General features: G+C 47.0%; 23 protein-coding genes. 18 read left to right on the top strand and 5 right to left on the bottom strand.

Going from position 1 to position 25232, the window contains the following annotated elements:
* Window positions 1–347: 347 nt before the first annotated feature.
* From mqnC to CHI14_RS09970, 3 genes are all read left to right on the top strand, one after another.
* A complete protein-coding gene (mqnC, locus tag CHI14_RS09980; RefSeq protein ID WP_095288286.1) occupies window positions 348–1487 on the top strand; it encodes a cyclic dehypoxanthinyl futalosine synthase in 1140 nt (379 codons plus the stop codon).
* Between the two features lie 215 nt (window positions 1488–1702).
* The gene (locus CHI14_RS09975) at window positions 1703–2668 is read left to right on the top strand and encodes an aldo/keto reductase (RefSeq protein WP_095288285.1); all 966 of its coding nucleotides are present in this window, start codon (window positions 1703–1705) and stop codon (window positions 2666–2668) included.
* A complete protein-coding gene (locus CHI14_RS09970; protein ID WP_095288284.1) occupies window positions 2665–3678 on the top strand; it encodes a zinc-binding alcohol dehydrogenase family protein in 1014 nt (337 codons plus the stop codon). The genes CHI14_RS09975 and CHI14_RS09970 overlap by 4 nt, the downstream gene beginning before the upstream one ends.
* Before the next feature lie 128 nt (window positions 3679–3806).
* Here the strand turns inward: CHI14_RS09970 and CHI14_RS09965 are convergent, their stop codons facing one another.
* The 4 genes from CHI14_RS09965 to CHI14_RS09950 all read right to left on the bottom strand — a co-directional run bounded on the left by CHI14_RS09965 (window position 3807) and on the right by CHI14_RS09950 (window position 7268).
* On the bottom strand, window positions 3807–4712 hold the full coding sequence (locus CHI14_RS09965) for a YitT family protein (protein ID WP_095288283.1): 906 nt from the start codon (window positions 4710–4712) through the stop codon (window positions 3807–3809).
* A gap of 110 nt (window positions 4713–4822) precedes the next feature.
* Window positions 4823–6061 (bottom strand): cation:proton antiporter, encoded by a 1239-nt coding sequence (locus CHI14_RS09960; RefSeq protein ID WP_095288282.1) that lies wholly within the window; start codon window positions 6059–6061, stop codon window positions 4823–4825.
* 4 nt (window positions 6062–6065) lie between these two features.
* Window positions 6066–6560 (bottom strand): cation:proton antiporter regulatory subunit, encoded by a 495-nt coding sequence (locus CHI14_RS09955; protein ID WP_095288281.1) that lies wholly within the window; start codon window positions 6558–6560, stop codon window positions 6066–6068.
* 303 nt (window positions 6561–6863) lie between these two features.
* Complete coding sequence (locus tag CHI14_RS09950; RefSeq protein WP_141236655.1) at window positions 6864–7268, bottom strand: hypothetical protein; 405 nt, start codon at window positions 7266–7268, stop codon at window positions 6864–6866.
* A 173-nt stretch (window positions 7269–7441) separates the two neighbouring features.
* Between CHI14_RS09950 and CHI14_RS09945 the strand changes: the two genes are divergently transcribed.
* On the top strand, window positions 7442–8395 hold the full coding sequence (locus CHI14_RS09945) for a putative sporulation protein YtxC (protein WP_095288279.1): 954 nt from the start codon (window positions 7442–7444) through the stop codon (window positions 8393–8395).
* Window positions 8396–8533: 138 nt separating this feature from the next.
* On the opposite strand, the gene CHI14_RS29685 is transcribed toward CHI14_RS09945, so the two are convergent.
* Entirely contained in the window at window positions 8534–8737 is a 204-nt protein-coding gene (locus CHI14_RS29685) for a hypothetical protein (RefSeq protein ID WP_141236654.1), read from the bottom strand.
* A 75-nt stretch (window positions 8738–8812) separates the two neighbouring features.
* Here CHI14_RS29685 and thrS point away from each other — a divergent pair, with 75 nt between their 5' ends.
* The 14 genes from thrS to trmL all read left to right on the top strand — a co-directional run bounded on the left by thrS (window position 8813) and on the right by trmL (window position 25183).
* Window positions 8813–10750 carry a threonine--tRNA ligase gene (thrS, locus tag CHI14_RS09940; protein ID WP_095288278.1) on the top strand — a complete coding sequence of 646 codons (1938 nt, stop codon included), beginning with the start codon at window positions 8813–8815 and terminating at the stop codon, window positions 10748–10750.
* Window positions 10751–10959: 209 nt separating this feature from the next.
* Window positions 10960–11685 carry a 3D domain-containing protein gene (locus CHI14_RS30630; protein ID WP_481856401.1) on the top strand — a complete coding sequence of 242 codons (726 nt, stop codon included), beginning with the start codon at window positions 10960–10962 and terminating at the stop codon, window positions 11683–11685.
* A 112-nt stretch (window positions 11686–11797) separates the two neighbouring features.
* Window positions 11798–12016, top strand: coding sequence for a hypothetical protein (locus tag CHI14_RS09930; protein ID WP_095288277.1), 219 nt, complete (start codon window positions 11798–11800; stop codon window positions 12014–12016).
* 181 nt (window positions 12017–12197) lie between these two features.
* On the top strand, window positions 12198–13247 hold the full coding sequence (gene liaF, locus CHI14_RS09925) for a cell wall-active antibiotics response protein LiaF (RefSeq protein ID WP_095288276.1): 1050 nt from the start codon (window positions 12198–12200) through the stop codon (window positions 13245–13247).
* Between the two features lie 3 nt (window positions 13248–13250).
* Window positions 13251–14285, top strand: a complete 1035-nt coding sequence (locus tag CHI14_RS09920; RefSeq protein ID WP_170948079.1) for a HAMP domain-containing sensor histidine kinase — start codon at window positions 13251–13253, stop codon at window positions 14283–14285.
* Entirely contained in the window at window positions 14282–14944 is a 663-nt protein-coding gene (locus CHI14_RS09915; protein ID WP_095288275.1) for a response regulator, read from the top strand. Before CHI14_RS09920 ends, CHI14_RS09915 begins: the two co-directional genes overlap by 4 nt.
* A 147-nt stretch (window positions 14945–15091) precedes the next feature.
* Window positions 15092–16774 (top strand): S1C family serine protease, encoded by a 1683-nt coding sequence (locus CHI14_RS09910; protein ID WP_095288274.1) that lies wholly within the window; start codon window positions 15092–15094, stop codon window positions 16772–16774.
* A gap of 187 nt (window positions 16775–16961) precedes the next feature.
* Complete coding sequence (locus CHI14_RS09905; protein ID WP_095288273.1) at window positions 16962–17651, top strand: response regulator transcription factor; 690 nt, start codon at window positions 16962–16964, stop codon at window positions 17649–17651.
* A 1-nt stretch (window position 17652) separates the two neighbouring features.
* The gene (locus CHI14_RS09900; RefSeq protein WP_095288272.1) at window positions 17653–19113 is read left to right on the top strand and encodes a sensor histidine kinase; all 1461 of its coding nucleotides are present in this window, start codon (window positions 17653–17655) and stop codon (window positions 19111–19113) included.
* A 67-nt stretch (window positions 19114–19180) separates the two neighbouring features.
* Window positions 19181–20134 carry a 4-hydroxy-3-methylbut-2-enyl diphosphate reductase gene (locus CHI14_RS09895; protein ID WP_095288433.1) on the top strand — a complete coding sequence of 318 codons (954 nt, stop codon included), beginning with the start codon at window positions 19181–19183 and terminating at the stop codon, window positions 20132–20134.
* 237 nt (window positions 20135–20371) lie between these two features.
* Window positions 20372–21436 carry a 3-deoxy-7-phosphoheptulonate synthase gene (gene aroF, locus CHI14_RS09890; protein ID WP_095288271.1) on the top strand — a complete coding sequence of 355 codons (1065 nt, stop codon included), beginning with the start codon at window positions 20372–20374 and terminating at the stop codon, window positions 21434–21436.
* A gap of 402 nt (window positions 21437–21838) precedes the next feature.
* Window positions 21839–23263 (top strand): type I glutamate--ammonia ligase, encoded by a 1425-nt coding sequence (gene glnA / locus CHI14_RS09885; protein WP_095288270.1) that lies wholly within the window; start codon window positions 21839–21841, stop codon window positions 23261–23263.
* A 229-nt stretch (window positions 23264–23492) separates the two neighbouring features.
* The gene (gene serC, locus CHI14_RS09880) at window positions 23493–24581 is read left to right on the top strand and encodes a 3-phosphoserine/phosphohydroxythreonine transaminase (protein ID WP_095288269.1); all 1089 of its coding nucleotides are present in this window, start codon (window positions 23493–23495) and stop codon (window positions 24579–24581) included.
* A gap of 137 nt (window positions 24582–24718) precedes the next feature.
* Complete coding sequence (gene trmL / locus CHI14_RS09875) at window positions 24719–25183, top strand: tRNA (uridine(34)/cytosine(34)/5-carboxymethylaminomethyluridine(34)-2'-O)-methyltransferase TrmL (RefSeq protein ID WP_095288268.1); 465 nt, start codon at window positions 24719–24721, stop codon at window positions 25181–25183.
* Window positions 25184–25232 lie beyond the last annotated feature (49 nt).

The following is a 25232-nucleotide window of genomic DNA, read 5'->3' as shown; positions in this document are numbered from 1 at the left end:
AGTCTAAAAAAGCTGGAATTATAATAGATTGAATATGTCAATATTTTTACTTAAATTTAGGGCACCTTTCCATAAGGTGCTTTTTTTCACATGTAACCTGTGTTACGATAGACAGAGTACAGAAATGCGATGTTGCCACCAGCACTTGCAAGCGATGCGTCTTATGCATAGATTCAATGAGCCGTTTTTTTTCATTAACCCAGAATGGATCGAAAGGTTCCAATCCATCTAGAATTTCTATTTCTACGCAATCGTTTGGAACCAACCAATCATGCACAAGGCTGGCATATATACAAGTCGGGACGGATCGTGAACATATTTTCTCTTCATGAGGGAGGCTTTTTACGATGAGTACGGTAGACCGTATCTTAGATAAAGCCCTTCGGGGCGAACGATTAGACCTGGAAGACACAATTCAACTGTTTGAATCGAATGAAGTCGACAAAATCGGGGCAGCTGCCAATGTTATTATGAAGCGTATGCACCCTGAGCCATACAGAACATTTGTCATTGGGCGTAACGTCAACTACACCAACGTGTGTGATGTGTACTGCCGTTTTTGTGCTTTTTATCGCAGACCCGGATCAGATGAAGGATATGTATTACCGGACGAAGTGATCTTCCAGAAAATTCAGGAAACACAAGATGTGAACGGGACTGAGATTTTGATGCAAGGCGGAACGAATCCCAACCTGCCTTTCAGCTATTACACGGATCTGTTAAAAGCAATCAAAGAACGTTTCCCGAACATTACCATGCATTCCTTCTCACCGGCGGAGATTATGAAAATGGTAGAAGTTTCAGATGGTCTTACGCTGGAAGAAGTCGTACGTGCCATTCACGAAGCAGGACTGGATTCCTTGCCAGGTGGAGGTGCTGAGATTCTGGATGACCGTACACGCCGCAAAATCAGCCGTCTGAAAGGTTCATGGCGCGACTGGATGGACGTTATGCAGACAGCTCACCGGATCGGGATGAACACAACCGCAACCATGGTTATCGGTTTGGGCGAATCAATGGAGGAGCGTGCACTTCACCTGCTTCGTGTACGTGAAGCCCAGGATGAGTGTATTGCGAACAAATATGATTCAGAAGGCTTCCTTGCATTTATTCCTTGGACATTCCAGCCGGATAATACGAATCTGAAACTGGAGCGCCAAACTCCGGAAGAATACTTGAAGACGGTAGCGATCAGCCGACTTGTACTTGATAATATCAAAAACATCCAATCTTCATGGGTAACCATGGGTCCTGAAATCGGTAAGAAATCGCTTGAATTTGGCTGTAATGATTTCGGCAGCACGATGATTGAAGAGAATGTCGTATCCGCAGCGGGTGCTACATACAAAGTCAATATTGGCTCGATTCTTCAGCTTATTCGTGAGGCGGGTTATATTCCGGCACAGCGTAATACAAGATACGATATTCTGCGCATGTTTGATGAAGAAGAGAATTCTGTGCAGCAAGATTTTGTCATGCAAAACTAATAAAGAGGATTTATCTATGTCTAGATATTAGAATTGAAGACCACGGGCTGCCCATTGAAGGGTAATCCGTGGTTTTTTGTTGGATGCTTGCCATAAGGGGCCATTCCTAGGTCATGAAAGAGTACATATTACGCATATGGCGATATTTTATATTGATATTGAACTGTTAAAATGAAAGAAACGGAGCAACAGACATGCTGGAGAGGAGCAAGTGAATGAAGAGAAGGAAGCTTGGCAGGACCGGTCTCGATGTACCTGTGTTGAGTTTTGGCGCGTCTTCCCTGGGTTCGGTGTTTCGCGATATTGACCGCGAGGAAGGTATTCGTACGGTACATGCAGCTCTGGATGCAGGAATGAACTATATAGATGTGTCACCCTATTATGGTCTAACCAAGGCAGAGACGGTACTTGGGGAAGCGATACGAAGCCAGCCGCGCAGTTCATATATTTTATCAACCAAGGCGGGACGATACGGAGAGAATGAGTTTGATTTTTCCCGTAAGCGCATACAGGATAGCGTCAAGGAAAGTCTGGACCGATTGCACACCGATTATATCGATATTCTGTTCCTGCATGATATTGAGTTTGCACCAGCAGAGATCATTATTGAAGAAGCCTATCCAGCCTTGCTGGAACTGAAGGAGCAGGGTGTAATTCGTCATGCGGGAGTCTGTGGTCTGCCCCTGCCCCTGTTCGAAAAAGTGCTGCCGCAGATTGATGCCGATGCCATCATCTCGTATTGTCATTATGCATTGAATGATACCTCATTGTTGTCCCTGCTGCCTTTATTGGAAAAAGAGGGAGTTGGCCTCGTCAATGCTTCGCCTCTCTCCATGGGCTTATTAGGTACAAGAGGGACGCCCGCCTGGCATCCAGCAGAGGAACGCGTCAAACAAGTCTGTCTTGAAGCTGCGCAGTTCTGTGCAGAGCAAGGTGCAAATATTGCCAAGCTGGCTGTGCAGTTTGCTACGGCAAATGAACAGATCCCAACCACACTGGTGAGCAGCGCAAGTGAACTTAACATCCGTCATAATGCGGAGTGGGTAGATGAACCGCTCGATGAAGAGCTTTTGGCAGAGGTACTGCGCATTCTGGCACCCGTTCATAACATAACGTGGACAAGTGGCCGTCCCGAGTATAACGAACCACAACAGAAAGCAGCGAAGGGGGAACAGGGATGAAAGCTGTTGTGTGTGAAGAGATTAATCGATTGACAATACAGGACACCGACGAACCCATCCGAGCTGAACATGAGGCCATTGTATCGATCAAGCGGATTGGCATCTGCGGGACGGATCTGCATGCTTATAAAGGCAACCAGCCCTATTTTACCTATCCTCGTATTCTGGGACATGAACTGTCAGGGATCATTGATGACATTGGCCCGAATACTGCTGGCCTTCAAGTTGGAGATCAGGTAAGCATTATTCCCTATCTGCACTGTGGTCACTGTATTGCCTGTCGAACAGGGAAAACCAATTGCTGTGCATCCATGCAGGTCATGGGAGTACATGTGGATGGAGGTATGCGCGAAAGAATCAGCGTGCCTGTTTCCCATTTGATTAAGGCGGAAGGACTGACCCTGGATGAAACAGCAATGGTTGAACCGCTCAGTATCGGTGCCCATGCAGTGAGAAGAGCAGGTGTGCAGCCTGGGGAGCAGATTATAGTAATCGGCGCAGGGCCGATCGGACTTGGTGTCATGGCTTTTGCGAAACAGGCCGGAGCACGAGTAATTGCCATTGATCGGAACCTGGACCGCTTGGAACTAAGCCGCATCTGGGCTGGGGCAGATGTTTTAATACAGGCAACAGATCAAGTGGTGGAGCAGGTGGCTGAAGTGACGGAAGGTGATTACGCTACCGCTGTGTTTGATGCAACAGGCAATGTGCAGTCCATGAATGAGGCCATTCGGTATGTAGCTCATGGCGGACAATTGATCTATGTGGGACTGGTCAAAGCCGATATAACGTTCCATGATCCTGAGTTTCATAAACGGGAGATGAGCATACTGGGCAGTCGCAATGCAACGCGTGCGGATTTTGAGCAAGTGATATCGACTTTGCGTCAGAAAAAGCTCAGCATGGATGGCTACATTACGCATCGGGAGCCTTTAACTGAGCTTCCTTCCGCCATGGACAAGTGGTTGCTCCCAGATACACATGTGGTAAAAGCAATAGTTGAACTATAAAAGTATAGAGGATCGAAAATGAGGCATGCAGGAATAGAAACATAAAAAAACTCTCTCTAACCTGAAGTGATATTCTATCACAGGGTTTAGAGAGAGTTTTTGGGTTCATGATTTTATGAAGCTTGTTATCATTTCTCCGGATGAGTGACAATTCCAGCGTGCGGATCAATATGGCGCACAATGGATTTCAGCCAGATCATCTCCAGAAAATGAACTTCATAGTATAATGCCCCCGGGATGTTGTGAACCCATCCTTCAGAAGGGACGAAGGAAGTCGATTCAGAAGATGCCATAGGAGATCCGGGTTCCCGTCGCAGACGTTTGCGAACGGCTTTTTCAACCTGCGAGCTTTGGGTAGTCAAAATGTACAATTTGCGAGTGGTCCTGAATCCGCGGAATGCGATATAGACCATTTCATATGCAATTAGATAGGCAATAACAGAGTACATCGCTTGATCCCAACCAAAGACAACACCAGCGGCTGTCAGAATCAGCAAGTTGAGCAGCATGATTATTTTTTCGATAAGCATCCGTTTCCCGCTAAATACCCGTTCAGGTGGCCGGGAGGACGGATCACCGATTTCCAGCGTATCCAGTGTCCCGCCATACCGCACCACAAGTCCGATTCCAACACCCAGACATAGTCCGCCGAACATGGCGGCAGCCAGCGGATGTTCAACCAGAGGCGGCATGGGATGAAGCACGATGGCACCAATCGAAAAGACAACCAGACCCAGTACAGTAACGAGTACAAATTTCTTTTGCACCAGCCTGTAGGATAAAAATATAAACGGAACATTGAATAAGAACAGGAACAATCCAATTCTCATCTCAGTCCAATGCGCGAACAGAGAAGATATGCCTGTAATGCCTCCAATAATAATCTTATTGGGATGCAGGAATAATTCAAGTCCCACGGAGGCCAGAATCCCACCGACGATCACCAGCAAAAGATTCAGGAAGCGGCGGGTGGATGATATTCTGGTCTTAGCGGTTTGTGGCACCGGATTAGCCGATATCAGAGGTGCTTTCATACGTCATCCTCCTTCGTGCGGCTGGCGAGCCATTCTCCCTGGGTTGATCACAGAAGATCGGCGAGGAGCCGCGGTTACGATCCTGTGCCTGTTCTGAACAGGCACAGGTTTTATCCTTCTTTCTGTAAAACCTTCGGTTCTTCTTTCTTCTTCCGAGGATCTTTGAACTTGAATATTTTATCCAAAATTTTAAACACATGTTTGGACTCTTTGGTTAATAACGGTCCAAGTATGGCCAGAATCAGCACGTACAGTGCGGCAAACGGCTGGAGAAGCGGCAAGAGTCCACCGGCTTTACCCATGTTGGCCATGATGATTGAAAATTCACCGCGGGATACAATGGTTAAACCAATATTAGCAGAGGCTTTCGGAGACAGTCCCGCACTGCGTCCGGCCAGCATGCCTGCCAGGAAGTTACCGAATAGCGTAATAACAACAGCAATCAAAGCCAGCCATACGGCTTCTCCGCCAAGGGACAGAGGGTCAATGGACAATCCGAAGCTGAAGAAGAAGATGGCTCCGAAGAAGTCACGGAACGGCAGGATCAGATGCTCAATCCGTTTGGCATGTTCTGTCTCTGCCAGGACCAGACCAACAAGTAATGCACCGATGGCCTCAGCCACGTGAATGGTTTCGGAGAATCCGGCTACCAGGAACAATGCACCAAAAATCACAAGTGAAAACAATTCATTGGAACGTATTTTAAGCAGCTTGTTGAGCAGCGGAGTCGCTTTGCGCCCCAGTATGATGACAATGAGCATGAATCCAAGCGCGATAAGCGCGGATACGATGACGCCTCCGATCGAGGATGAGTCACTGAGCACCAATCCGGATAGGATGGAGATGTAGACAGCCAGGAACACGTCTTCAAACATGATAATTCCAAGAATCATTTCCGTCTCCGGGTTGGCTGTACGTTTCAGATCGACTAACACCTTGGCCACGATGGCACTGGAGGATATGGTGGTAATCCCTGCAATAACAAGTGCCTCGGCTGGTGGGAAGCCGGATGCAAATCCGAAAACTAATCCAAGTGTAAAGTTAATCCCGATATAGATCGAACCGCCAACGGCAATGGATTTACCGGATTTGATCAGACGTCCTACCGAGAATTCCAAACCGAGATAGAAGAGCAGGAACAGGATACCAATCCGGCCCATGAATTCGATGAAAGGCTGACTTTCGATAAAACGGAAGTCCAGATGCCATATTTGCATGGCATGTGGACCAACGGCCATCCCGATCAGAATGTAAAACGGGACGACCGAAAAACGCAATTTGGCAGATAAGAGGCCAGCGGCAGCAATGAGAACGAGCGCCAGACCTACTTCAAAAATCAGATGATCCATCAACTCACCCCCTTCCGGTCAGGAGGAGGGATTTGAAGAGTTTCTGCTGATTGCGTTCGCCAACAGCGACAACGGTAGACTCTGCAGTAATCACGACCTCAGGACCGGGGCTGATATGTTTTTTGTGGTTTCTCTCTACAACGGCAATAACCGTTGCCCCAGAGTTTTGACGAACGTTCAATTCACCGATGGACTTGCCGATGCATCCATAGGAGGATTCGACTTTGTACCATTCGATAATCAGATCATCAAAAGTAACTTCAATATTTTCAAGCTGTTTTGGCTTGTAGGTCAATCCGCCAACGATAGCGGCAATTTGTCTGGCTTCATAATCATCGAGGGTAATCATGGAGATGCTTTGATCCGGATCGTCGTATTCAAAATGGTACATTTCACGCCGTCCATCATCATGAATAATGATCACAATTTTATCTCCGCTGCTCGTTTCAATCTGGAACTTCTTGCCGATTCCCGGCAAATCTGTTTCACGTACATCCATGGATAGTATGCCTCCTTAAATTAGGGGCTGGCCACAGAAGACAGGCTTATTTCCCGAAAATAGAATGATCTGTATTTGGAAGGAACATTAAATGATGCGGGCAAATAGAGCCAGGCACTCCTGACACACAGCCGTATACATTGAATTTTGAACAAAATTGGATATAACAAACACACATCGTAACACTCTGTTAACCTTGTCGTTAACTAACGTTTGCTTAAAGGGTTATAAGTTATGCACAAGTACACCGTCTGTTGGACAGAGATGTCTCTATGCATGGCAACCGAACATACGGTGCAACGCCTAGTGAAGGGCGTTTACGTATCTTGGTGCATGAGGGGCGAGGGACAAATACATACTGGTGAATTTAATGGGTAGCAGAAATAATCTGCGCTTAAACAGACAGATCAACGGTTTAAAGGGCAGACGCGGAGTAGGAATTCGCAGCATCAGCAATAAGGCAAGCACCAAAAATACAGGCTTGTTATTCGTCACTGCAATCAGCTTGACCATGACTTGCGAGTATTTGCGGATAGCAGGTTTTTGCTGAGTTTCGGGTATTTGCAATAACACTTCCTTATTGGAAGTGGCATCAACGGATACGCCAACAGCGGATTCTGTCTGCATCGGAATAGGGAAGCACAACGCTTGGAACAAACACAAAATGATGATAAAAGCACTGCGGAGCATTCTAGGTAGTTGTCTCATTTTGGCTTCCCCCCCTTTTCCGTGAAACATACTGTTATCAAAATAATAACACAATTTTGTCTGAACTCCAAACCTCTTTACAAATATACTGAGAAATGATGACACGCTTTCCATCAATCCGCTTCGTATATCCCCCTCGGCCTTGCCATATACTTTGAACAGGAAGGAAAGGAGTGATTCTTGTGGAGCTGTTCGCCGTATGGACCGATGTGTCAGGGCAAGAGGAAGCAGATCAATTTTATCGCTGCATCAAAGAAAAAACCAAAGGTTTACATATAAGCAAAAGAGGTTTCCGGCTCACCTTCAAACATAATGACGGCAAAGCAGCCTGGGTCTGCAGAGGGAATGAAAATCACGTGGACTTTCAGCAGTGGCTGCCTCAGATCAGTGACTTGCTTGCCAAAGGACTGGCTGATTTCATTATGGATACCCGGGAGCGCTCCATTGTAGAAAACATGATTTCCAAGGCCTGTTCCGTTATGGATGAATATGAAGTGGAGAAGGTACACCGGATCTGCATGCCCTTGTTATTCAACGGTGATCTGGATCAACCAGGGCTTCGAGAGAAACGGCGTTTAACCCTCGCAAATGGTCTGAGACATGATCTGGAGGAGGTTCATTTCTTTCACCTTGAAGGCATTCTTCATTTTCGAATGAAGCAATACAAACAGGAACTGCACGAACTGGTGGAGTATGCACTGGATGAATTCTGGATGGATCGTCAATACGAAGAATTCATGGGACTGTTAAAATATTTTGTGTTCTTTCAGGAAGCCAAAGTTCCTTTGGTCCATCTGGTGCACAAAGGCTCGCATGAATTTCAGGTTCTGGATGCAGGGCTTAACCAGCTCCCTGTGCAAAAAGATGAGCAAGTCGTCGTGGAGATGCCTGGTCTTGAACTGGAAATGGATATTGAAGACATGATTGTAAGCACACTTATATCGATATCTCCCGAAAAAGTGATGCTTCATACCAACACACCCGATCTGCCGATTATATCGACGATTCGCCAGATCTTCGAGGACAAGGTTCAATTATGTCATCATTGCCCGGAGTGTGAAGTGCTTCGTTCCGGCCTGCTGTCAGGCCTTGACGCAAGTGATCTCGGCAATTATAATAACTGTTGATCCATGAATTAATGAACATGTTTTTATGGATGAACTTTTACCAATAAGCAAAAGCGTTGACAAAGACAAGGACCATACGCACGGTCGGTGCAGAGAGAGGGAACCAGGCTGAAATTTCCTCCGGATGCCACGTTTGGTTTACCCCTTTGTAGCTGCAGTTTTGAAAACGGAGATGAATGTAATCGTTCCGTGAGTAAGGATATGCCGGGTCATGCCCGTTACCGTCATGCCAATGAGGGCTGTACTTTCAATTAGGAATGAAACAGCTGAATTAGGGTGGAACCACGAGTATACAACACTCGTCCCTTTGCCGGGACGGGTGTTTTTTGCGTTCTTTGCCAATCAGCAGGAATAGCAATAGATCATCAGTCCATGATGTTGATGGACAAGGTTACATTTACAGGAGGAATGAGACAAATGGCAGTTAACATTAAACTACCGGATGGTTCAGTACGTGAGTACGCCGATGGCAGCAGTATTGAGGACGTAGCAGCATCCATTAGCAGCGGATTGCGCAAAAACGCCGTAGCAGGGAAGCTGGATGGAATCGTGGTGGACTTGTCGACCAAACTTCACGAGGGAGCATTGGTAGAGATCGTAACTTTTGACTCACCAGACGGACTTGAAGTGATGCGTCATAGTACAGCTCACTTGCTCGCTCAAGCTGTGAAGCGCCTATATGGCAGCAAAGAGGTTCACCTTGGCGTTGGACCTGTCATCGAAGACGGATTTTACTATGATATGGACCTGGAGCACCCGCTTAACCCGGAAGATCTGCAAAAGATCGAAAAGGAAATGGAACGTATCGTTAGTGAAAACCTGCCAATCGTGCGCAAGGAAGTCAGCCGTGCTGAAGCAATCAAAACGTTTGAAGAAGTGGGCGATCCTTACAAACTCGAATTGATTCGTGATCTGCCGGAAGACAGCGTGATTACCATTTATGAGCAGGGCGAGTTCTTCGATCTGTGCCGCGGACCTCATGTACCTTCCACAGGCAAGATCAAGGTGTTCAAGTTGATGAATGTTGCTGGTGCGTACTGGCGTGGTGACAGCAAAAACAAAATGCTGCAGCGTATCTACGGTACAGCTTTTGTGAAAAAGGCTCAGCTGGATGAGCATCTGCACTTCCTGGAGGAAGCACGTAAACGCGATCACCGCAAGCTGGGTAAAGAGCTAGAAATGTTCACGTTCTCCCAACTGGTTGGACAAGGTCTGCCAATCTGGCTGCCAAACGGCGCCAAACTGCGCCGTACGCTGGAGCGCTACATTGTGGATTTGGAAGAAAGTCTTGGATACCAGCACGTATATACACCGGTTCTCGGTAATGTGGAATTGTACAAAACGTCTGGACACTGGGAGCACTACCAAGAGGACATGTTCCCCAAAATGGTAATGGATAACGAAGAACTCGTACTCCGTCCAATGAACTGCCCGCACCATATGATGGTGTACAAGTCCAGCATGCACAGCTACCGTGACCTGCCGATCCGGATTGCCGAACTCGGCATGATGCACCGGTACGAGATGTCGGGTGCACTGACTGGCTTGCACCGCGTTCGTGCGATGACCTTGAACGACTCACACATTTTCTGTCGTCCGGATCAGATCAAGGAAGAATTCGCTCGTGTTATTGAATTGATCCAAACGGTTTACAAGGATTTTGGTATTCATGAATATCGCTTCCGCCTGTCTTACCGTGATCCGCAGGATACCGAGAAATATTTCCAAAACGATGAAATGTGGGAAATGTCCCAACGCATGCTGCGTGAAGTTGTAGAAGAACTCGACTTGCCTTTCTATGAAGCAGAGGGTGAAGCTGCATTCTATGGTCCGAAACTCGACGTGCAGATCAAAACAGCACTGGGCAAGGAAGAAACATTGTCCACCGTACAACTGGACTTCCTGCTCCCAGAACGATTCGAACTGGAATATGTCGGAGATGACGGACAAAAACATCGACCGGTCGTTATTCACCGCGGTGTAATCAGTACAATGGAACGTTTCACTGCATTCTTGCTGGAGAACTTTGCGGGAGCATTCCCACTGTGGCTGTCTCCTGTCCAAGCAAAAGTCATTCCGGTATCCGGAAACTTCGACGATTACGCACGTGAAGTGGAAGCGAAACTGAAGCGCGCGGGAATTTCTGCTGAGGCTGATTTGCGCAACGAGAAGCTTGGATACAAAATCCGTGAAGCACAACTTGAAAAAATGCCTTATATGTTTGTCGTTGGTGAGAATGAGCGCAGTGCCGAGTCAGTGTCTGTGCGTAAACGCGGAGAAGGCGATCTCGGCATGAAACCTGTGGCTGAAATCGTAGCTCAACTGAAAGAAGAAATCAGCACAAGATCAATATAAATATATGCATTTGAGAAAGACCGTCAGGGCATGGCCTAATCCATGCTCCCAGACGGTTTTTTTGCTATTTTTCATGTGCTGGAACCTAGTGAAGTAGAAAATGTATAAGCATTTTGCTTTTTGGAAAACCTTTGCAGTAAGGGGGAGGTTTTAAAATGAAAAAGCAAAATGCAATGAAAACAAAACAATTACGGGTTCTGATTTCAAGTATGGTCATATCCATTGGGTTGGTATTGTCCTGGAATCAGGCAGAGGCGTATACATTTGAAGAGGAAAATGAAGTGCTGCATGTCATCAAGCGGCAGGATCAAGCTGCAACGCGGCATGTTGAAAGTCAGTCTGAGGTATCGATCCATGATTATGAATACAGTGATCAGGTACAGGTCACGACGATGGTCTATATGGCTTTATTGTGGTCTCCACAGCCCATTGTCATTCCTAAGCCGGATGTCCCAGGCAAGCAGCTTGTACTCGACCCATCCATGCCTGTGATGGCGCCGCGCTCAGAACAGGTACTGGGAACCCAAAAGGTGACCGCGACGGGTTACACGGCAGGTGTAGAGTCAACCGGTAAAGGACCGAAACATCCTCAGTATGGTATTACTTACTCCGGGGTGAAGGTACGAAGAGACAAAGAGACGGTGTCAACCATTGCTGCTGACCCCAAATTATTCCCGCTCGGCTCCATTCTCTATATTCCCGGGTATGGTTACGGTATCGTGGCGGACACAGGTTCTGCCATCAAGGGTAATAAAATTGACCTTTATTTTCCGACCACGAAGCAAGTGTATAAGGAGTGGGGCAAAAAGGACGTCGAGGTACAGGTGATTAAACAAGGTGACGGAAAGTGCACGGAAAAGATGCTGGACGAGTTGTCTGAAGCAATCGATGTGTACAAATCCGTGCCGGATTCATGGTTAGACAAGGCCGTTTAATTTGGAATGTTAAGGATGAATAACTGAAGTGCTCTCTTCACATAATACTGACTGGGGACGAACCCCGCGCAGCAGCAATGCAGCGTAAATATGAAGAGAGAGGTGATTCGTTGTGGCTAAAAGAACACAAGGACAAGGGTATCAAACGCCAAACGAGAAGTACAATGCAGAGTTTGGACAGGAAACTGCGGCAAGCAAAGTGAAACAATCCGAGCAAAACAAAGTACAAGAAAATTTCCAAACACCTGATGAAAAATACAATGCAGAGTTCGGTGTAGAAAACACTGGACAAACAGGCCAAGTGGGCCGTGCAGGCAAATTTCAAAAATAAATAATGATTCAAGGCACCCTGGAGCAAACGCTCCAGGGTGTTTTTAGTTTTTTGATAAATTTACATAAATATCCTCAGTCCTCAGTCTGGAGACCGAGACGAATTCCATCTGCCGCCGCTGTTATCGAACCCTTGTCTGAGGTACACTGGATACAGAATACAGACGAAGGAGACATGAGCGATGAAACGATCTATGCGAGACCGCTGGTGGGTTGGCATACCGTTGATTGCCGTTGGTGCAATCATTTTGTTTCGGCAATTGGGTTATGACATTGATATAGGATATATATTTAGAACATATTGGCCGCTGTTTCTAATCTGGTGGGGCGTAAAAGGAGTGACTGAAATTCGTCGCAATGGCGGTTACGCCATGATTGGACCTGTCATTGTCCTTGCTATAGGTGGATACTTCCTGTCACGAAATCTCGGCTGGATTGATTATTCCATGGGTGAGTTCATTCGTTATCTCATTCCAATCATGTTAATTGGAGGAGGGTTGTTTGTTCTAATTGGCCCCCGTCGCCGTGATCGCAAACATCAGGACAAAATGCAGCCACCTCCACCGCCTGAACCATACCAGCCCTTGTCTTCCGAGGACCTGGAAATGCCTTCTTCTTTTGACGAACAATTCGAAAAGACGTTTGGGAAACCCAAACAGGAGCCGAAAAACAATCATTACGATCCATACTCCAATAATGGGGCTGAAAATGAATCGCATCAGGGACATCACCATAAGAAAAAGCACAATTCTCATTCCCATAGCCATTCACATGGTCCAGATGGTAACGGGTATGGAAGTCACTATGGTGATGGCGGATACGGTAGTGAATATGAAGATTACAGCAACAGAAATACCGTTAACAAATCAGCATTTATCGGTGACCTCTATATGGGACAGGAAGTGTTCTCCCTTAAACCGATGAATATCTCGGCGTTTATCGGTGATACGGTTATTGACTTGACGAAAGCACAAATCCCTTATGGCGAAACCAAAATCAACATTTCCTCATTTATTGGGGATGTAAAGGTATTCGTGCCGGAAGACATGGATCTGGGAGTCACTGTCACCACGAACTCCTTTATAGGAGATATGTCGCTGTTGAACCAAAAACGGGGAGGATTCCTCAGTAGTGCCCAGGCCGAAACTTCCCATTACCGCGAAGCAGGAAAAAAGGTGCGGATCGTAGTAAGTGTATTTATCGGAGACGTCAAAGTAAATAAGGTGGGTTAACGCATGATTCGAACGATTCTCAAGGCCAACAAGTGGGAACTAATGATGTATTTTGCCCTGACCGGGCTGATTACACTGGGCGGGTTCTACTTGCTGTACGGAGAGGTATTGATGGGAACAGGACGACAGCGTGCATGGATGTATGTGGCTGTCGTTGTGCTGGCGACTGTAGTTACCGGATATATTGCTGCACTGCGGCTCCAGCGCAAAATCGACCTGCTGGACCTGAATATGCTGAAAGTATCCAAGGGGAACTTGGCCGTTCGCATGCCTGAGGCAGATGATGCCTCGTTCGGCCGGGTATACCAGGAGTTTAACGTCATGATGGATTCGATTGAGAAAAAAATGAGACTGCTCCAGCGTCTGGGTGAGCAGGAAGTGATCGAGAAAGAACAGGCTTCCGAACGAGCGGTTCTTGAAGAACGCAGACGGATGGCGAGGGACCTTCATGATACGGTAAGCCAGCAGCTGTTCGCCATTCATATGTCAGCGTCTTCCTTGCCCAAACTGCTTGAGATGAATCCCGAACACGGACATAAAGTACTTGACCAATTAATCCAGATGTCGCATACCGCGCAACGTCAGATGCGTGGTCTCATTGCTCAGCTTCGTCCGGTGGAACTTGAAGGAAGGGACCTGGCTGAGGCACTGGATCGATGGTTTCCGGATTACTGCAGACAGAATGGATTAAAGGGAGTGAAAGAGCTGGAACTGGATGGCGGCGTCTCGGATGCCATCGAGCACCAGCTGTTTCTTGTTATTCAGGAGGCCGTTGCCAATGTAGTGAAGCATGCGGAGGCTGGACTTGTTAGTCTGTCCATACGGGAGACCGAGCATCAGATCAGCATGAGCATAAGCGATGACGGTCAGGGCTTCATGCAAGTTGAGCGGCCAGGGTCCTATGGATTGTCCACCATGCGAGAACGGGCAGAAAAGCTTGGCGGAGATGTCCAGATTATTTCGAAACCGGGAGCGGGAACGACAGTACGGGTGCTTATCCCCAAATTCCCGGATGAACCAGAGGGGGAAACGGAATGAACGGAAAAGTGAATGTAATGATTGTGGACGATCATGATATGGTGAGAATGGGCTTGAAAACGTACCTGATGCTTGAGCCGACATTTCATGTGATGGGAGAAGCGGGAAATGGACAGGATGCACTTAATCAGCTGCGCAAGCTGGATCAGAGTGAGATGCCTGATCTTATATTGATGGACCTGATGATGCCTGTCATGAACGGGGCCGAGGCTACGCAAGCCATCATGAGTGAATTTCCGGGTTCCAAAATAGTCATGCTTACAAGTTTTCTCGAGGATGATCTGGTGGTGCAGGCCATTGAGGCGGGAGCCGTCAGTTATGTCCTGAAGACTGTATCTGCTGAAGAATTAATCTATGCGCTTCAGGGAGCCTATCGGGGAATGCCTGTCATGACGGGAGATGTGTCCCAGGCGTTAACCCGGGGAATCAGGCAGCGCACGGCGAGAGAGAACGAATCCGGTCTGACCGAACGGGAGAAGGAAGTTCTTTTGCTCATTGCAGAAGGCAAAACCAACAAAGATATTGGAGAAGAACTACATATAAGTGTCAAAACCGTCAAAACACATGTAAGCAACCTGCTAATGAAGTGTGAAATGGACGATCGTACACAACTGGCCATTTACGCTCATCGTCAGGGTTGGGTGAAGAACAAGGATTAAAATGCTGATTTAACGGGAAAAATGTTCTATTATTGCGTGCTTTTATCTCCTTTTTAATTGTTTTTAAGGTACGGTTAAGGTTTAAAGTACAAAATAAGGACAGTTAAAGAATATCTCTTGCGAAGAAGAGATTGGGAGGTAGAAAGCATGGACGAACGTAATTACAGACCGAATCGTCAAGACGAGGAAGACCAAACAAAGCAAGCGGATAACCGCAATACATCCGGAACGGACGAATCCTCTTACTATTATTCTTATGGACCTTTTCAGTCCGTGAATCAGGAAGATACAGCAAGCAGTCATGTGAATCATAGCGACCGTGAAGAGGGCAATGTACAGATCACAAGACCCGACCCTGTCAAGCCGCTTCCGATGCATTACAATAACGGATCTTCCGAACAGGCGGGCCGCGGCAACGGAGGCAGCGGTTCCGGAAACGGTGGAGATGGTGGCAACGGTGGCAAAAACGGAAATGGAAACTGGAACTACAACAACCGTAAGCCTCGCTCCTCAGTCAGATCATTATTGTTTTCCTTTATAGCAGGGATGCTGGTCATTACAGTACTGATGTACACGGCAGACCGCACGAACATGTTTACTCCGCAAGAAGCCTTAACAAGTGCAGAGAATCAAAGCACAAATCAGGAATCGACTTCTACGAATACAGGCAGCAGCAATAATGTAACTGCATCACTTCTGCCAACAGGTAAAGAGGATGTCTCTTCTGTAGTGACGAGCACAAGTCCTGCAGTTGTAAAGATTGAAACATTGGCTACGCAGTCCGCACGCAGTGGAAGCCAAGGTGGATCCACGATGAGTGATCCGTTATATCAATACTTCTTCGGTAATGGAGGTAACGGAAGCGGCGGAACGGATAGCAACCAAGGCCAGCAGCAGCAGCAGCAGGGAAGCAATCAACTTGTTCCCCTCGGCATTGGTTCCGGATTTATTTTTGACAAAGAAGGATATATCCTGACAAACCAGCACGTTATTCAAGGGGCAGATGTCATTCAGGTTACACTGGAGAACAACAGCAAACCTTACGAAGCCAAACTGCTGGGAAGCAGCTTTGATCTTGACCTTGCCGTATTGAAAATCGAGAAAAACAGCGGTGACGATGATTTCCCTGTTGCTCCGCTTGGCGACTCAAACAGCACACAGGTTGGTGAATGGCTTGTTGCCATTGGTAACCCAGAAGGGTTCGAGCATACTGTAACTGCAGGTGTACTAAGTGCCAAAGAACGTACAATCAGCATTCCGGATGAAGAAACAGGTAAAACCCGCGAATACAGCCATCTGCTGCAAACCGATGCGTCGATTAACCCAGGTAACTCTGGTGGTCCGCTGCTTAACCTTAACGGTGAAGTCATTGGTATGAACGTAGCCGTTAGCGCTGATGCGCAAGGTATTGGATTTGCGATCCCTTCAAGCGTCATCTCGGATGCCGTGAAATATCTGAAAGAAAACAAAGAAGTTCCAAAAGAGCCGGTTCCGTTCATCGGTGCGTCCCTGATGGCGCTGACGCCTGAAGTGGCGAAACAAATGGGAACGGATATTACTGAAGGTTCTGTCGTAGCCAGCACCATCTATCAGTCTCCGGCTTACCAAGCCGATCTGCGTGCCTATGATATCATCACGGGTGCGAATGGAACGCCGTACAGCACAAGCCAAGACCTGATTGATTTCATCAAAACTCAGGAAATCGGCAGTGAAGTTACATTGAATGTGGTACGCGATGGCAAGAAGATGGATATCAAAATCAAAATCGGCAACAAAAACGACTATGATACTTCACAAACATCTGATCAACAGCAACAAACACAACCATAATATGAATGGTGGTTCGAGATTCAGAGAGCGGAAGGGTTTGAGGGCCCTTTCGCTTTTTTTGTCCTAATGAAGGCATGATTACAGATACCAAGCAAGAGCTTGGAGAAGCGAAAAATGCAGTCAAGATGCAGACTGGGCTTCTGGCTGTTACAATGAGATTAAAATGTGAGAATAAAGGAGAAAGACCATGCGTTCAACTATTTTGATTGTGGATGATGATGAAAAAATCGTGTCCATGCTCCGCCGGGGGCTGGCGTTTGAAGGGTATGAGGTACAGACTGCTTCCAATGGGGCTGAGGGTCTCAGTAAATTGATGGATAAGGAACCGGATGTAGTGGTGCTGGATGTGATGATGCCTCAGATCGACGGTTTCGAAGTATGTCGCCGATTAAGGGAAGCAGGAAGCAAAGTACCTGTGCTTATGTTAACCGCGAAGGACGAGGTTCAGAGCCGGGTGACCGGTCTGGATACCGGAGCGGATGATTATCTGGTGAAGCCATTCGCACTGGAAGAATTACTAGCCCGTGTCCGCGCCCTGCTGCGTCGTAAATCGGATATTGCAGAAACGCCGGATAACCGGCTCGTTTACGAAGATATTATATTGGATAATGACTCCCGCGAAGTGCTGCGTGATGGGAAACGTCTTGAGCTGACAGCGAAGGAATTCGAACTATTGAATTTGTTTATGCAAAATCCGAAAAGAGTGCTCTCCCGTGATCTGATCATGGATAAGATCTGGGGTTATGATTATAGCGGCGAGTCAAATGTACTGGAAGTATATATTGCGATGCTCCGGCAAAAAACGGAAGAGTATGGAGGTAAACGCTTAATCCAAACGATTCGTGGAGCGGGTTATATTCTGAGGGGTGACTCCTGACATGTCCATTCGGTTAAAACTAACCGCATGGTATTCTGGCATCTTGGCAGCTGTGCTTATTTTTTGGGGTGTCGTAATCTATGCTTTTGTCTATTTTAACTCTTATCAGGAAGTGGAGCAGCAGCTAAAAGTCAAAAGCCAACGAATTACCGAGCAAATTGGCGTGAATCCATTATCCCAATCCCTCGATATTGATTCGTTTACAGAGAGTCAGCTTCAGGAAGCTCAGATCTATATTCAACTGGTGGACTACCAGAGTGGATCTGTCAAAGTTTCTCAGAACATGCGAAAAGCAGGTATTTATTTTAATGTCATTGACTTGGAAGACATCCTTCAGGAGCGTGGCATATCTAAGCTCTATGTACATGGAACTCCTTTTCTCGTGAATCAGCAGCCCTTGTCTCTCCAGGGAACCAATGAAATCAGGGGACTTCTTCAGGTCGGTGCCAATGTAAGTTCACAGCAACGATTGCTGGAGGCGCTGCTTAACATTCTGATCTTTGGCTGGCTTGTGGCCATGGCACTGGCCATTACTTCAGGTCTCATTCTTGCCCGCAAATCGATGCGCCCACTCGTCAATGTCATTGATGCAGCCAATCAGATTCAATCCGGTGACGATCTGAGTGTCCGGATACAATATACGGGACCAAAGGATGAAATAGGTCGTTTAATCGAAACGGTGAATAACATGCTCGAACGGACAGAACTGTCCTTCCGCGGCCTGGAGGAGACCAATGCTGCTCAGCGCAGATTTGTATCCGATGCCTCTCATGAGCTGCGTACACCGCTGACCACGATTCGGGGAAACGTGGATTTCCTGAAAAAGTTATGGGATCAGGAAGGCAATGACCGACCGAATCTGGACGAGGAGACCGTCAAGGAGATGTCGCTTGAAGCGATTGAAGACATGGCGGACGAAGGCAAACGCATGAGCAGGTTGATTAGTGACATGCTGTCACTGGCAAGGGCCGATACAGGACAGAAAATAGAACTGAATCCGATTCCGCTGCAAATTTTGGTGCAAGAAGTAGCTCGCAGAGCACATTTCCTGGATCGCCACGCGGAATGGCGGGTTGGCGATTTATCGATTTTAAATGGTATTTATGTGAACGGCAGCAAAGACTATCTTCAGCAGATGCTCTTTATTTTCATTGAAAATGCGTTCAAATACACTCCGGACGGATCGGTAACGCTTGACGCCATCCTATACAAAGGGCAGGTTGGTCTCCGGATCAGTGATACAGGAATCGGTATGGATAAGGATGAGGTGCCGTTTATCTTCGATCGTTTCTATCGTGCGGATGAATCCCGCGGAGCTACACCGGGCATTGGACTGGGATTATCTATTGCAAAATGGATTATTGAGGAGCATATGGGCTCCGTTGAGGTCGTGACCAGACGCGGTGAAGGAACGACTTTCATCATCTGGATGCCAGTTGTCTTTGCTCCACCTATCGAATAAAGGTATAATAGACTGGACTGCAATTACATCGGCAGTGATGCTGAAAAAGAAAGCGGGTGGCAACCAAGTGGAAGTACTGCGAATTTCGCCGCGAGGGTATTGTTACGGAGTTGTGGATGCCATGGTATTGGCACGTCAGGCAGCACGTAATCTTGATTTACCACGGCCTATATATATATTGGGTATGATTGTGCATAACAAACATGTGACGGATTCCTTTGAAGATGAGGGGATCATTACACTGGATGGTCCGAATCGGATTGAAATTTTGAGTCAGGTAGAGAGCGGAACGGTCATCTTTACGGCCCACGGTGTATCTCCTGAGGTACGCAAAATGGCACGTGACAAAGGACTCACTACAGTAGACGCAACATGTCCGGATGTAACCAAGACGCATGACCTGATCCGGGAGAAAACGGCTGAAGGTTATCAGATCATCTATATCGGCAAAAAGAATCACCCTGAACCCGAAGGGGCTATAGGAGTTGCGCCTGACCAGGTGCATTTGATTGAGAAGGAAGAAGAGATTGATGCACTGAATGTTCCAGCTGGCAAGATTCTCATTACCAATCAGACGACGATGAGCCAATGGGATATCAAACACATCATGAGCCGCCTTCTGGAGAAATTCCCGGGCGCTGAAATTCATAACGAGATCTGTCTGGCTACACAAGTTCGTCAGGAAGCTGTGGCTGAGCAGGCCGGTCAGTCTGATCTGGTTATCGTTGTGGGTGACCCGCGCAGTAACAACTCGAACCGGCTTGCACAAGTCTCGGAAGAGATTGCGGGCGTAACGGCCTACCGGGTATCGGATGTGTCCGAGATCAAGCAGGAATGGCTGAAAGGGGTAAACAAGGTAGCCGTAACTTCAGGTGCTTCGACGCCGACTCCGATTACGAAGGAAGTTATCAGTTATCTGGAGCAATATGAGCATGATCAACCGGAGACGTGGGAAATCAAGCGTACCGTCAACATGAGCAAACTGCTGCCCCCAGTGCGGGAGAAGACCCGCACAACGTAACAAAAATCGAAGAATCCTGTGCTGCAGCCTTGAATCTGGGCATGCGGCACAGGATTTCTTTTGTATTAAGCGCACTCGTAGCCATCTTGACGAGAATGGCAGACTATGATATATTTACTTTAGTGGATAAAAGCTTAAAAGCGAACAAGCGTTTAAGCGTAACAGAACTTTTAATTATAATCAGATGCACATCGAAACAGTTTGGTGCTCTCATACAAGGAAGGATGGGAATTAATTATGATCGTTATTGCAGGCAAGGCAACACCGGAGGAACAGATTCAGGATATCGTCGCTGTGATTGAAAAGGAAGGGCTTCAGGTGCATATCTCCCGCGGGGAGGATCGTACCATCATCGGATTGATTGGCAAAGTGGAACCCAAAATGCAGGAACATCTCCGTCAAATGAAGGGTGTAGAGAACGTCGTAAGAATTTCGAAGTCCTACAAATTGGCCAGCCGTGACTTTCACCCTGAAGATACTGTCATCTCCATTAAGGGAGTGGATATCGGCGGAAAAGAACTTGTCGTTATGGGTGGACCATGTGCGGTTGAATCTGCAGCCCAAATTGACGAGATTGCCGGTCTTGTGAAAGCTGCTGGTGGCCAGGTACTGCGCGGTGGTGCATTTAAACCTCGTACCGGTCCTTACAGCTTTCAGGGAACAGGTGTAGAAGGGCTCATCATGATGGCTGAAGCTGGCAAGAAACATGACCTGCTGACCATCACGGAAGTCATGACTCCAGAATACGTGGATATTTGTGCGGAGTACGCGGATATTCTGCAAGTCGGTACCCGGAACATGCAAAACTTCGATTTGCTGCGTAAGCTGGGCGAATGCGGCAAACCCGTATTGCTGAAACGCGGCTTCAGTGCGACATACGATGAGCTTCTGAACGCGGCTGAGTACATCCTTGCCGGCGGTAACCCTAATGTAATGCTCTGTGAGCGCGGCATTCGTACGTTTGAGTCCTATACTCGCAATACGCTCGATCTGTCGGCGATTCCTGTGCTGCAGTCTCTTAGCCATCTGCCTGTCATTTCCGATCCTAGCCATGGTACAGGACGTCGGGAACTGGTAGAACCGATGACAAAAGCTTCTGTTGCTGCTGGTGCCAATGGACTGATCATCGAGATGCACACAGATCCAGACAACTCCATGACAGGTGACGGCGTACAATCCCTGTTCCCTGACCAATTCGCCAACTTGCTGCAGGATCTGGAGAAACTCGCTCCAATCGTGGGCAAAACGTTTAATACAGCCAAACAACCTGCCGAGTTTTTCCCGGCAAGAGTAGGCGTCTAATCTTATAGTTAGCCACAATACAATCGGACATTTCCCTCGTTTCATTCTTGAGAATGAAGCAGGGGGGATGTCCGGTTTTTCATATCATAGGGGGATTGAATACATTTATTAATCAATAGTGATAAGAAACATTTATGATGTAATGTTTTCCCCATGTTTTAGGATGTTATTACAGTTACTTTACCGCATTAACTCGCTTAAATATATAGTTAAATCATTGTTATGTGAAGTTTGGGGATTTATAAAATGTAAGTATAGCTAACATAGTCGCAAAAAATACCTTACATAAGTATTGACGATGTCATGTTTAAGAAATTATAATGACGACAGAAAAAAATTCGAATATGGACATTTTCTTTCGTGGGGTTGTTTATTGTTCGGAATATTTGGGAGGACGAATACATGTCGGTTGAAAACGTATTGAAATCAATTCAAGAGAACAACATCGAGTGGGTAGATTTTCGTTTTGTAGATTTAGCTGGTCGTGCACATCACATCTCGTTGCCAGCTTCGGCTGTTGATGCAGACACATTCGTAAATGGAGTAGCTTTTGACGGTTCTTCTATCCAAGGTTTCCGTGGAATTGAAGAGTCCGATATGGTTATGATGCCAGATCCTGAAGCGACTTATGTCGATCCGTTCACTGCACACCCTACATTGAATGTTATGTGTGATATCTTCACACCAGATGGCGAGCGCTATGAGCGCGACCCACGCAGCATCGCTGTTAAAGCTGAAGCTTTCCTGAAAGAGAGCGGTGTAGGTACAGCAGCATTCTTCGCACCTGAGTCCGAATTCTTCATCTTCGACGATGTACGTTATGAGAGTGGCACAAACAGCTCTTCCTACTACGTTGATTCCGAAGAAGCATCTTGGAACACGAACCGCAAGGAAGAAGGCGGCAACCTGGGCTTCAAAGTTCGCACTAAAGGCGGATATGTACCTGTAGCACCAGTGGATACTCAACAAGATATCCGTAGTGAAATGTGTCGTCTGTTGGAAGAAGCTGGCCTGTCGATCGAGCGTCATCACCACGAAGTGGCAACCGCTGGTCAAGCCGAAATCAACTTCCGTTTTGATACGTTGAAGAAAACAGCAGATAACCTGCTTGTATACAAATACATCGTGCATAACACTGCACGTCAATATGGCAAAGTAGCTACATTCATGCCGAAACCATTGTTCGGTGATAATGGTAGCGGAATGCACGTTCACCAATCCATCTTCGATGGCGATTCCCCGTTGTTCTACGACAAAGCGGGATATGCAAACCTGAGCGAAATGGCTCTGCACTACATCGGAGGAATTCTGTACCATGCACCAGCTCTGATCGCGTTGACTAACCCAAGTACAAACTCATTCAAACGTCTTGTACCTGGTTACGAAGCACCGGTAAACCTGGTTTACTCCAAAGGTAACCGCTCTGCAGCAGTACGTATCCCGGTTGCAGCTGTGACACCTAAAGGTTGTCGTATCGAGTTCCGTACGCCTGACTCCACTGCTAACCCTTACCTGGCATTCTCCGCAATGCTGATGGCGGGTCTGGATGGAATCAAACGCAAAATTAACCCAACTGAGCTTGGTTACGGTCCACTCGACAAAAACATCTATGACTTGTCAGATGCTGACAAAGAAAACATCCGCAGCGTTCCAGCTTCCCTGGAAGAGGCGCTTGATGCTCTGGCAGCAGACAACGAGTTCTTGACTGAAGGCGGCGTATTCACAAAAGAATTCATCGAGAACTACATCAACCTCAAACGTGATGAAGCAAAAGCTGTAGCTATTCGCATTCATCCGCACGAGTACAGCCTTTACTTCGATTGCTAATCTGATCGAAAGAAGTGTACCTACAATTTAAGCCTCCGGGACTCGCTCTCGGAGGCTTTTCCATGAATGGATGATGTAGTACGTTAACTTTGCAGGGTGATAAAGTATTTTGATGACCCTAATTGCCAGCTTCAGTGCTTATTGCCCTTGATGCGGATAGGGAATACTGATATCATAGCGATAATATTTACTTCATATGTAAGCTACGGATGGAAAGGGCGGGGGAAAAATGACAAAGAGAGCGTATAATTTTAATGCAGGACCAGCGGCACTGCCACTGGAGGTTTTGGAGCGTGCGCAAGCAGAATTTGTTGATTTTCGTAACACAGGCATGTCGATTATGGAGATGTCTCACCGTGGGGCAGTGTACGAGTCCGTACATAATGAAGCTCAGGAGCGTTTGCTGTCGCTCTTAGGCAATCCGAAGGGGTACAAGGTACTATTTCTTCAGGGCGGAGCGAGCACCCAGTTCGCCATGCTGCCGATGAACCTTCTGGGGGCAGGCCAAACTGCAAGCTATGTCATGACAGGCAGCTGGGCGAAAAAAGCGTTGTCTGAAGCGAAGCTGATTGGTGAAACCCACATCGCAGCTTCTTCCGAGGCCGATAAATACATGAAATTGCCTGATGTATCGAACCTGAGTTTGCCTGACCGCACAGCTTATGTACATCTGACATCCAATGAAACGATCGAGGGTACACAGTTCAAGTCTTTCCCGGACACGGGATCTGTACCTTTAATTGCTGACATGTCGAGTGATATTTTCTGTAAACCATTCGATCTTACTCAGTTTGGCATGATTTATGCGGGTGCACAGAAAAACCTTGGACCATCCGGGATTACAGTGGTAATTGCTCGGGAGGAGCTGGTAAGCGAATCGCCAAAAACGATTCCAACGATGCTTCGTTACAGCACACATACCGAAAACAATTCCCTGTATAATACCCCGCCTTCTTTCTCTGTTTACATGGTCAATGAAGTTCTGAAATGGATTGAAGAACAAGGTGGACTGAAAGGGATCGAGCAAAAGAACATCAAAAAAGCGGAATTGCTCTATAATACCATTGATTCCTCAGGCGACTTCTATCGCGGCTGTGTTGATGCTTCAGACCGTTCCCTGATGAACGTGACATTCCGCCTTGCTTCGGAAGAATTGGAGAAACAATTCATTAAGGCTTCCGAACAGGAAGGGTTTGTCGGATTAAAAGGACACCGCAGTGTTGGAGGCCTTCGTGCATCCATCTACAATGCAGCGCCTTATGAGAGTGTTAAGGCACTGACAGACTTTATGAGCCACTTTCAGAAGACAAATGGTTAAATCATAGGGGAATGGATGAGAGGCCTTAGCCTTCCAATCTAGCCCTTCCAGAGCCTTCCACATTGACGTGTGGGAGGCTTTTCTTTAGAATTAGAGGATTGCAACAGATACATGAACTTAAAGGAGATTGAACACATATGGCTTTGCATATCGTTCTGGTTGAACCGGAGATTCCCGCGAATACTGGCAATATTTCTCGCACCTGCGCGGCTACGGGAACCCATCTGCACCTGGTTCGCCCACTCGGATTTCGGACGGATGATGCTACCTTGAAGCGGGCTGGCCTGGATTACTGGCATGCAGTTCACATTGAATATCATGATTCATTCGCAGAGGTTCAGGAAAAGTATCCGGAGGGTCGCTTTTTCTACGCAACCACGAAGGCGAAAAACAACTATAGCGATTTTACATTCCAGGATGAAGATTTTTTGGTTTTTGGCAAAGAGACCAAAGGACTACCTCCTGAATTAATTGCTGCCAATCCGGAAACTTGCATGAGAATGCCCATGACAGGTGATGTACGTTCATTAAACTTGTCCAATTCGGCGGCAATTATCGTATATGAAGCATTACGACAATTGAATTTTCCGGGCTTGGATTGATCCATATTCGCGTTCAAGTGCTTGTTAGAATTCGCTAAAAAAACATTTT

This window comes from Paenibacillus sp. 7516 (assembly GCF_002272715.1).
GTDB classification, from domain to species: Bacteria; Bacillota; Bacilli; order Paenibacillales; family Paenibacillaceae; genus Paenibacillus; species Paenibacillus illinoisensis_A.
This window is presented reverse-complemented; position numbering and strand designations above follow the sequence as displayed.

Bases quoted from the DNA above. Each gene is read 5' to 3' on its own strand.
- mqnC (WP_095288286.1), top strand. From the start codon at position 348: ATGAGTACGGTAGACCGTATCTTAGATAAAGCCCTTCGGGGCGAACGA.
- CHI14_RS09975 (WP_095288285.1), top strand. From the start codon at position 1,703: ATGAAGAGAAGGAAGCTTGGCAGGACCGGTCTCGATGTACCTGTGTTG.
- CHI14_RS09970 (WP_095288284.1), top strand. From the start codon at position 2,665: ATGAAAGCTGTTGTGTGTGAAGAGATTAATCGATTGACAATACAGGAC.
- CHI14_RS09965 (WP_095288283.1), bottom strand. From the start codon at position 4,712: ATGAAAGCACCTCTGATATCGGCTAATCCGGTGCCACAAACCGCTAAG.
- CHI14_RS09960 (WP_095288282.1), bottom strand. From the start codon at position 6,061: ATGGATCATCTGATTTTTGAAGTAGGTCTGGCGCTCGTTCTCATTGCT.
- CHI14_RS09955 (WP_095288281.1), bottom strand. From the start codon at position 6,560: ATGGATGTACGTGAAACAGATTTGCCGGGAATCGGCAAGAAGTTCCAG.
- CHI14_RS09950 (WP_141236655.1), bottom strand. From the start codon at position 7,268: ATGAGACAACTACCTAGAATGCTCCGCAGTGCTTTTATCATCATTTTG.
- thrS (WP_095288278.1), top strand. From the start codon at position 8,813: ATGGCAGTTAACATTAAACTACCGGATGGTTCAGTACGTGAGTACGCC.
- CHI14_RS30630 (WP_481856401.1), top strand. From the start codon at position 10,960: ATGGTCATATCCATTGGGTTGGTATTGTCCTGGAATCAGGCAGAGGCG.
- liaF (WP_095288276.1), top strand. From the start codon at position 12,198: ATGAAACGATCTATGCGAGACCGCTGGTGGGTTGGCATACCGTTGATT.
- CHI14_RS09920 (WP_170948079.1), top strand. From the start codon at position 13,251: ATGATTCGAACGATTCTCAAGGCCAACAAGTGGGAACTAATGATGTAT.
- CHI14_RS09915 (WP_095288275.1), top strand. From the start codon at position 14,282: ATGAACGGAAAAGTGAATGTAATGATTGTGGACGATCATGATATGGTG.
- CHI14_RS09910 (WP_095288274.1), top strand. From the start codon at position 15,092: ATGGACGAACGTAATTACAGACCGAATCGTCAAGACGAGGAAGACCAA.
- CHI14_RS09905 (WP_095288273.1), top strand. From the start codon at position 16,962: ATGCGTTCAACTATTTTGATTGTGGATGATGATGAAAAAATCGTGTCC.
- CHI14_RS09900 (WP_095288272.1), top strand. From the start codon at position 17,653: ATGTCCATTCGGTTAAAACTAACCGCATGGTATTCTGGCATCTTGGCA.
- aroF (WP_095288271.1), top strand. From the start codon at position 20,372: ATGATCGTTATTGCAGGCAAGGCAACACCGGAGGAACAGATTCAGGAT.
- glnA (WP_095288270.1), top strand. From the start codon at position 21,839: ATGTCGGTTGAAAACGTATTGAAATCAATTCAAGAGAACAACATCGAG.
- serC (WP_095288269.1), top strand. From the start codon at position 23,493: ATGACAAAGAGAGCGTATAATTTTAATGCAGGACCAGCGGCACTGCCA.
- trmL (WP_095288268.1), top strand. From the start codon at position 24,719: ATGGCTTTGCATATCGTTCTGGTTGAACCGGAGATTCCCGCGAATACT.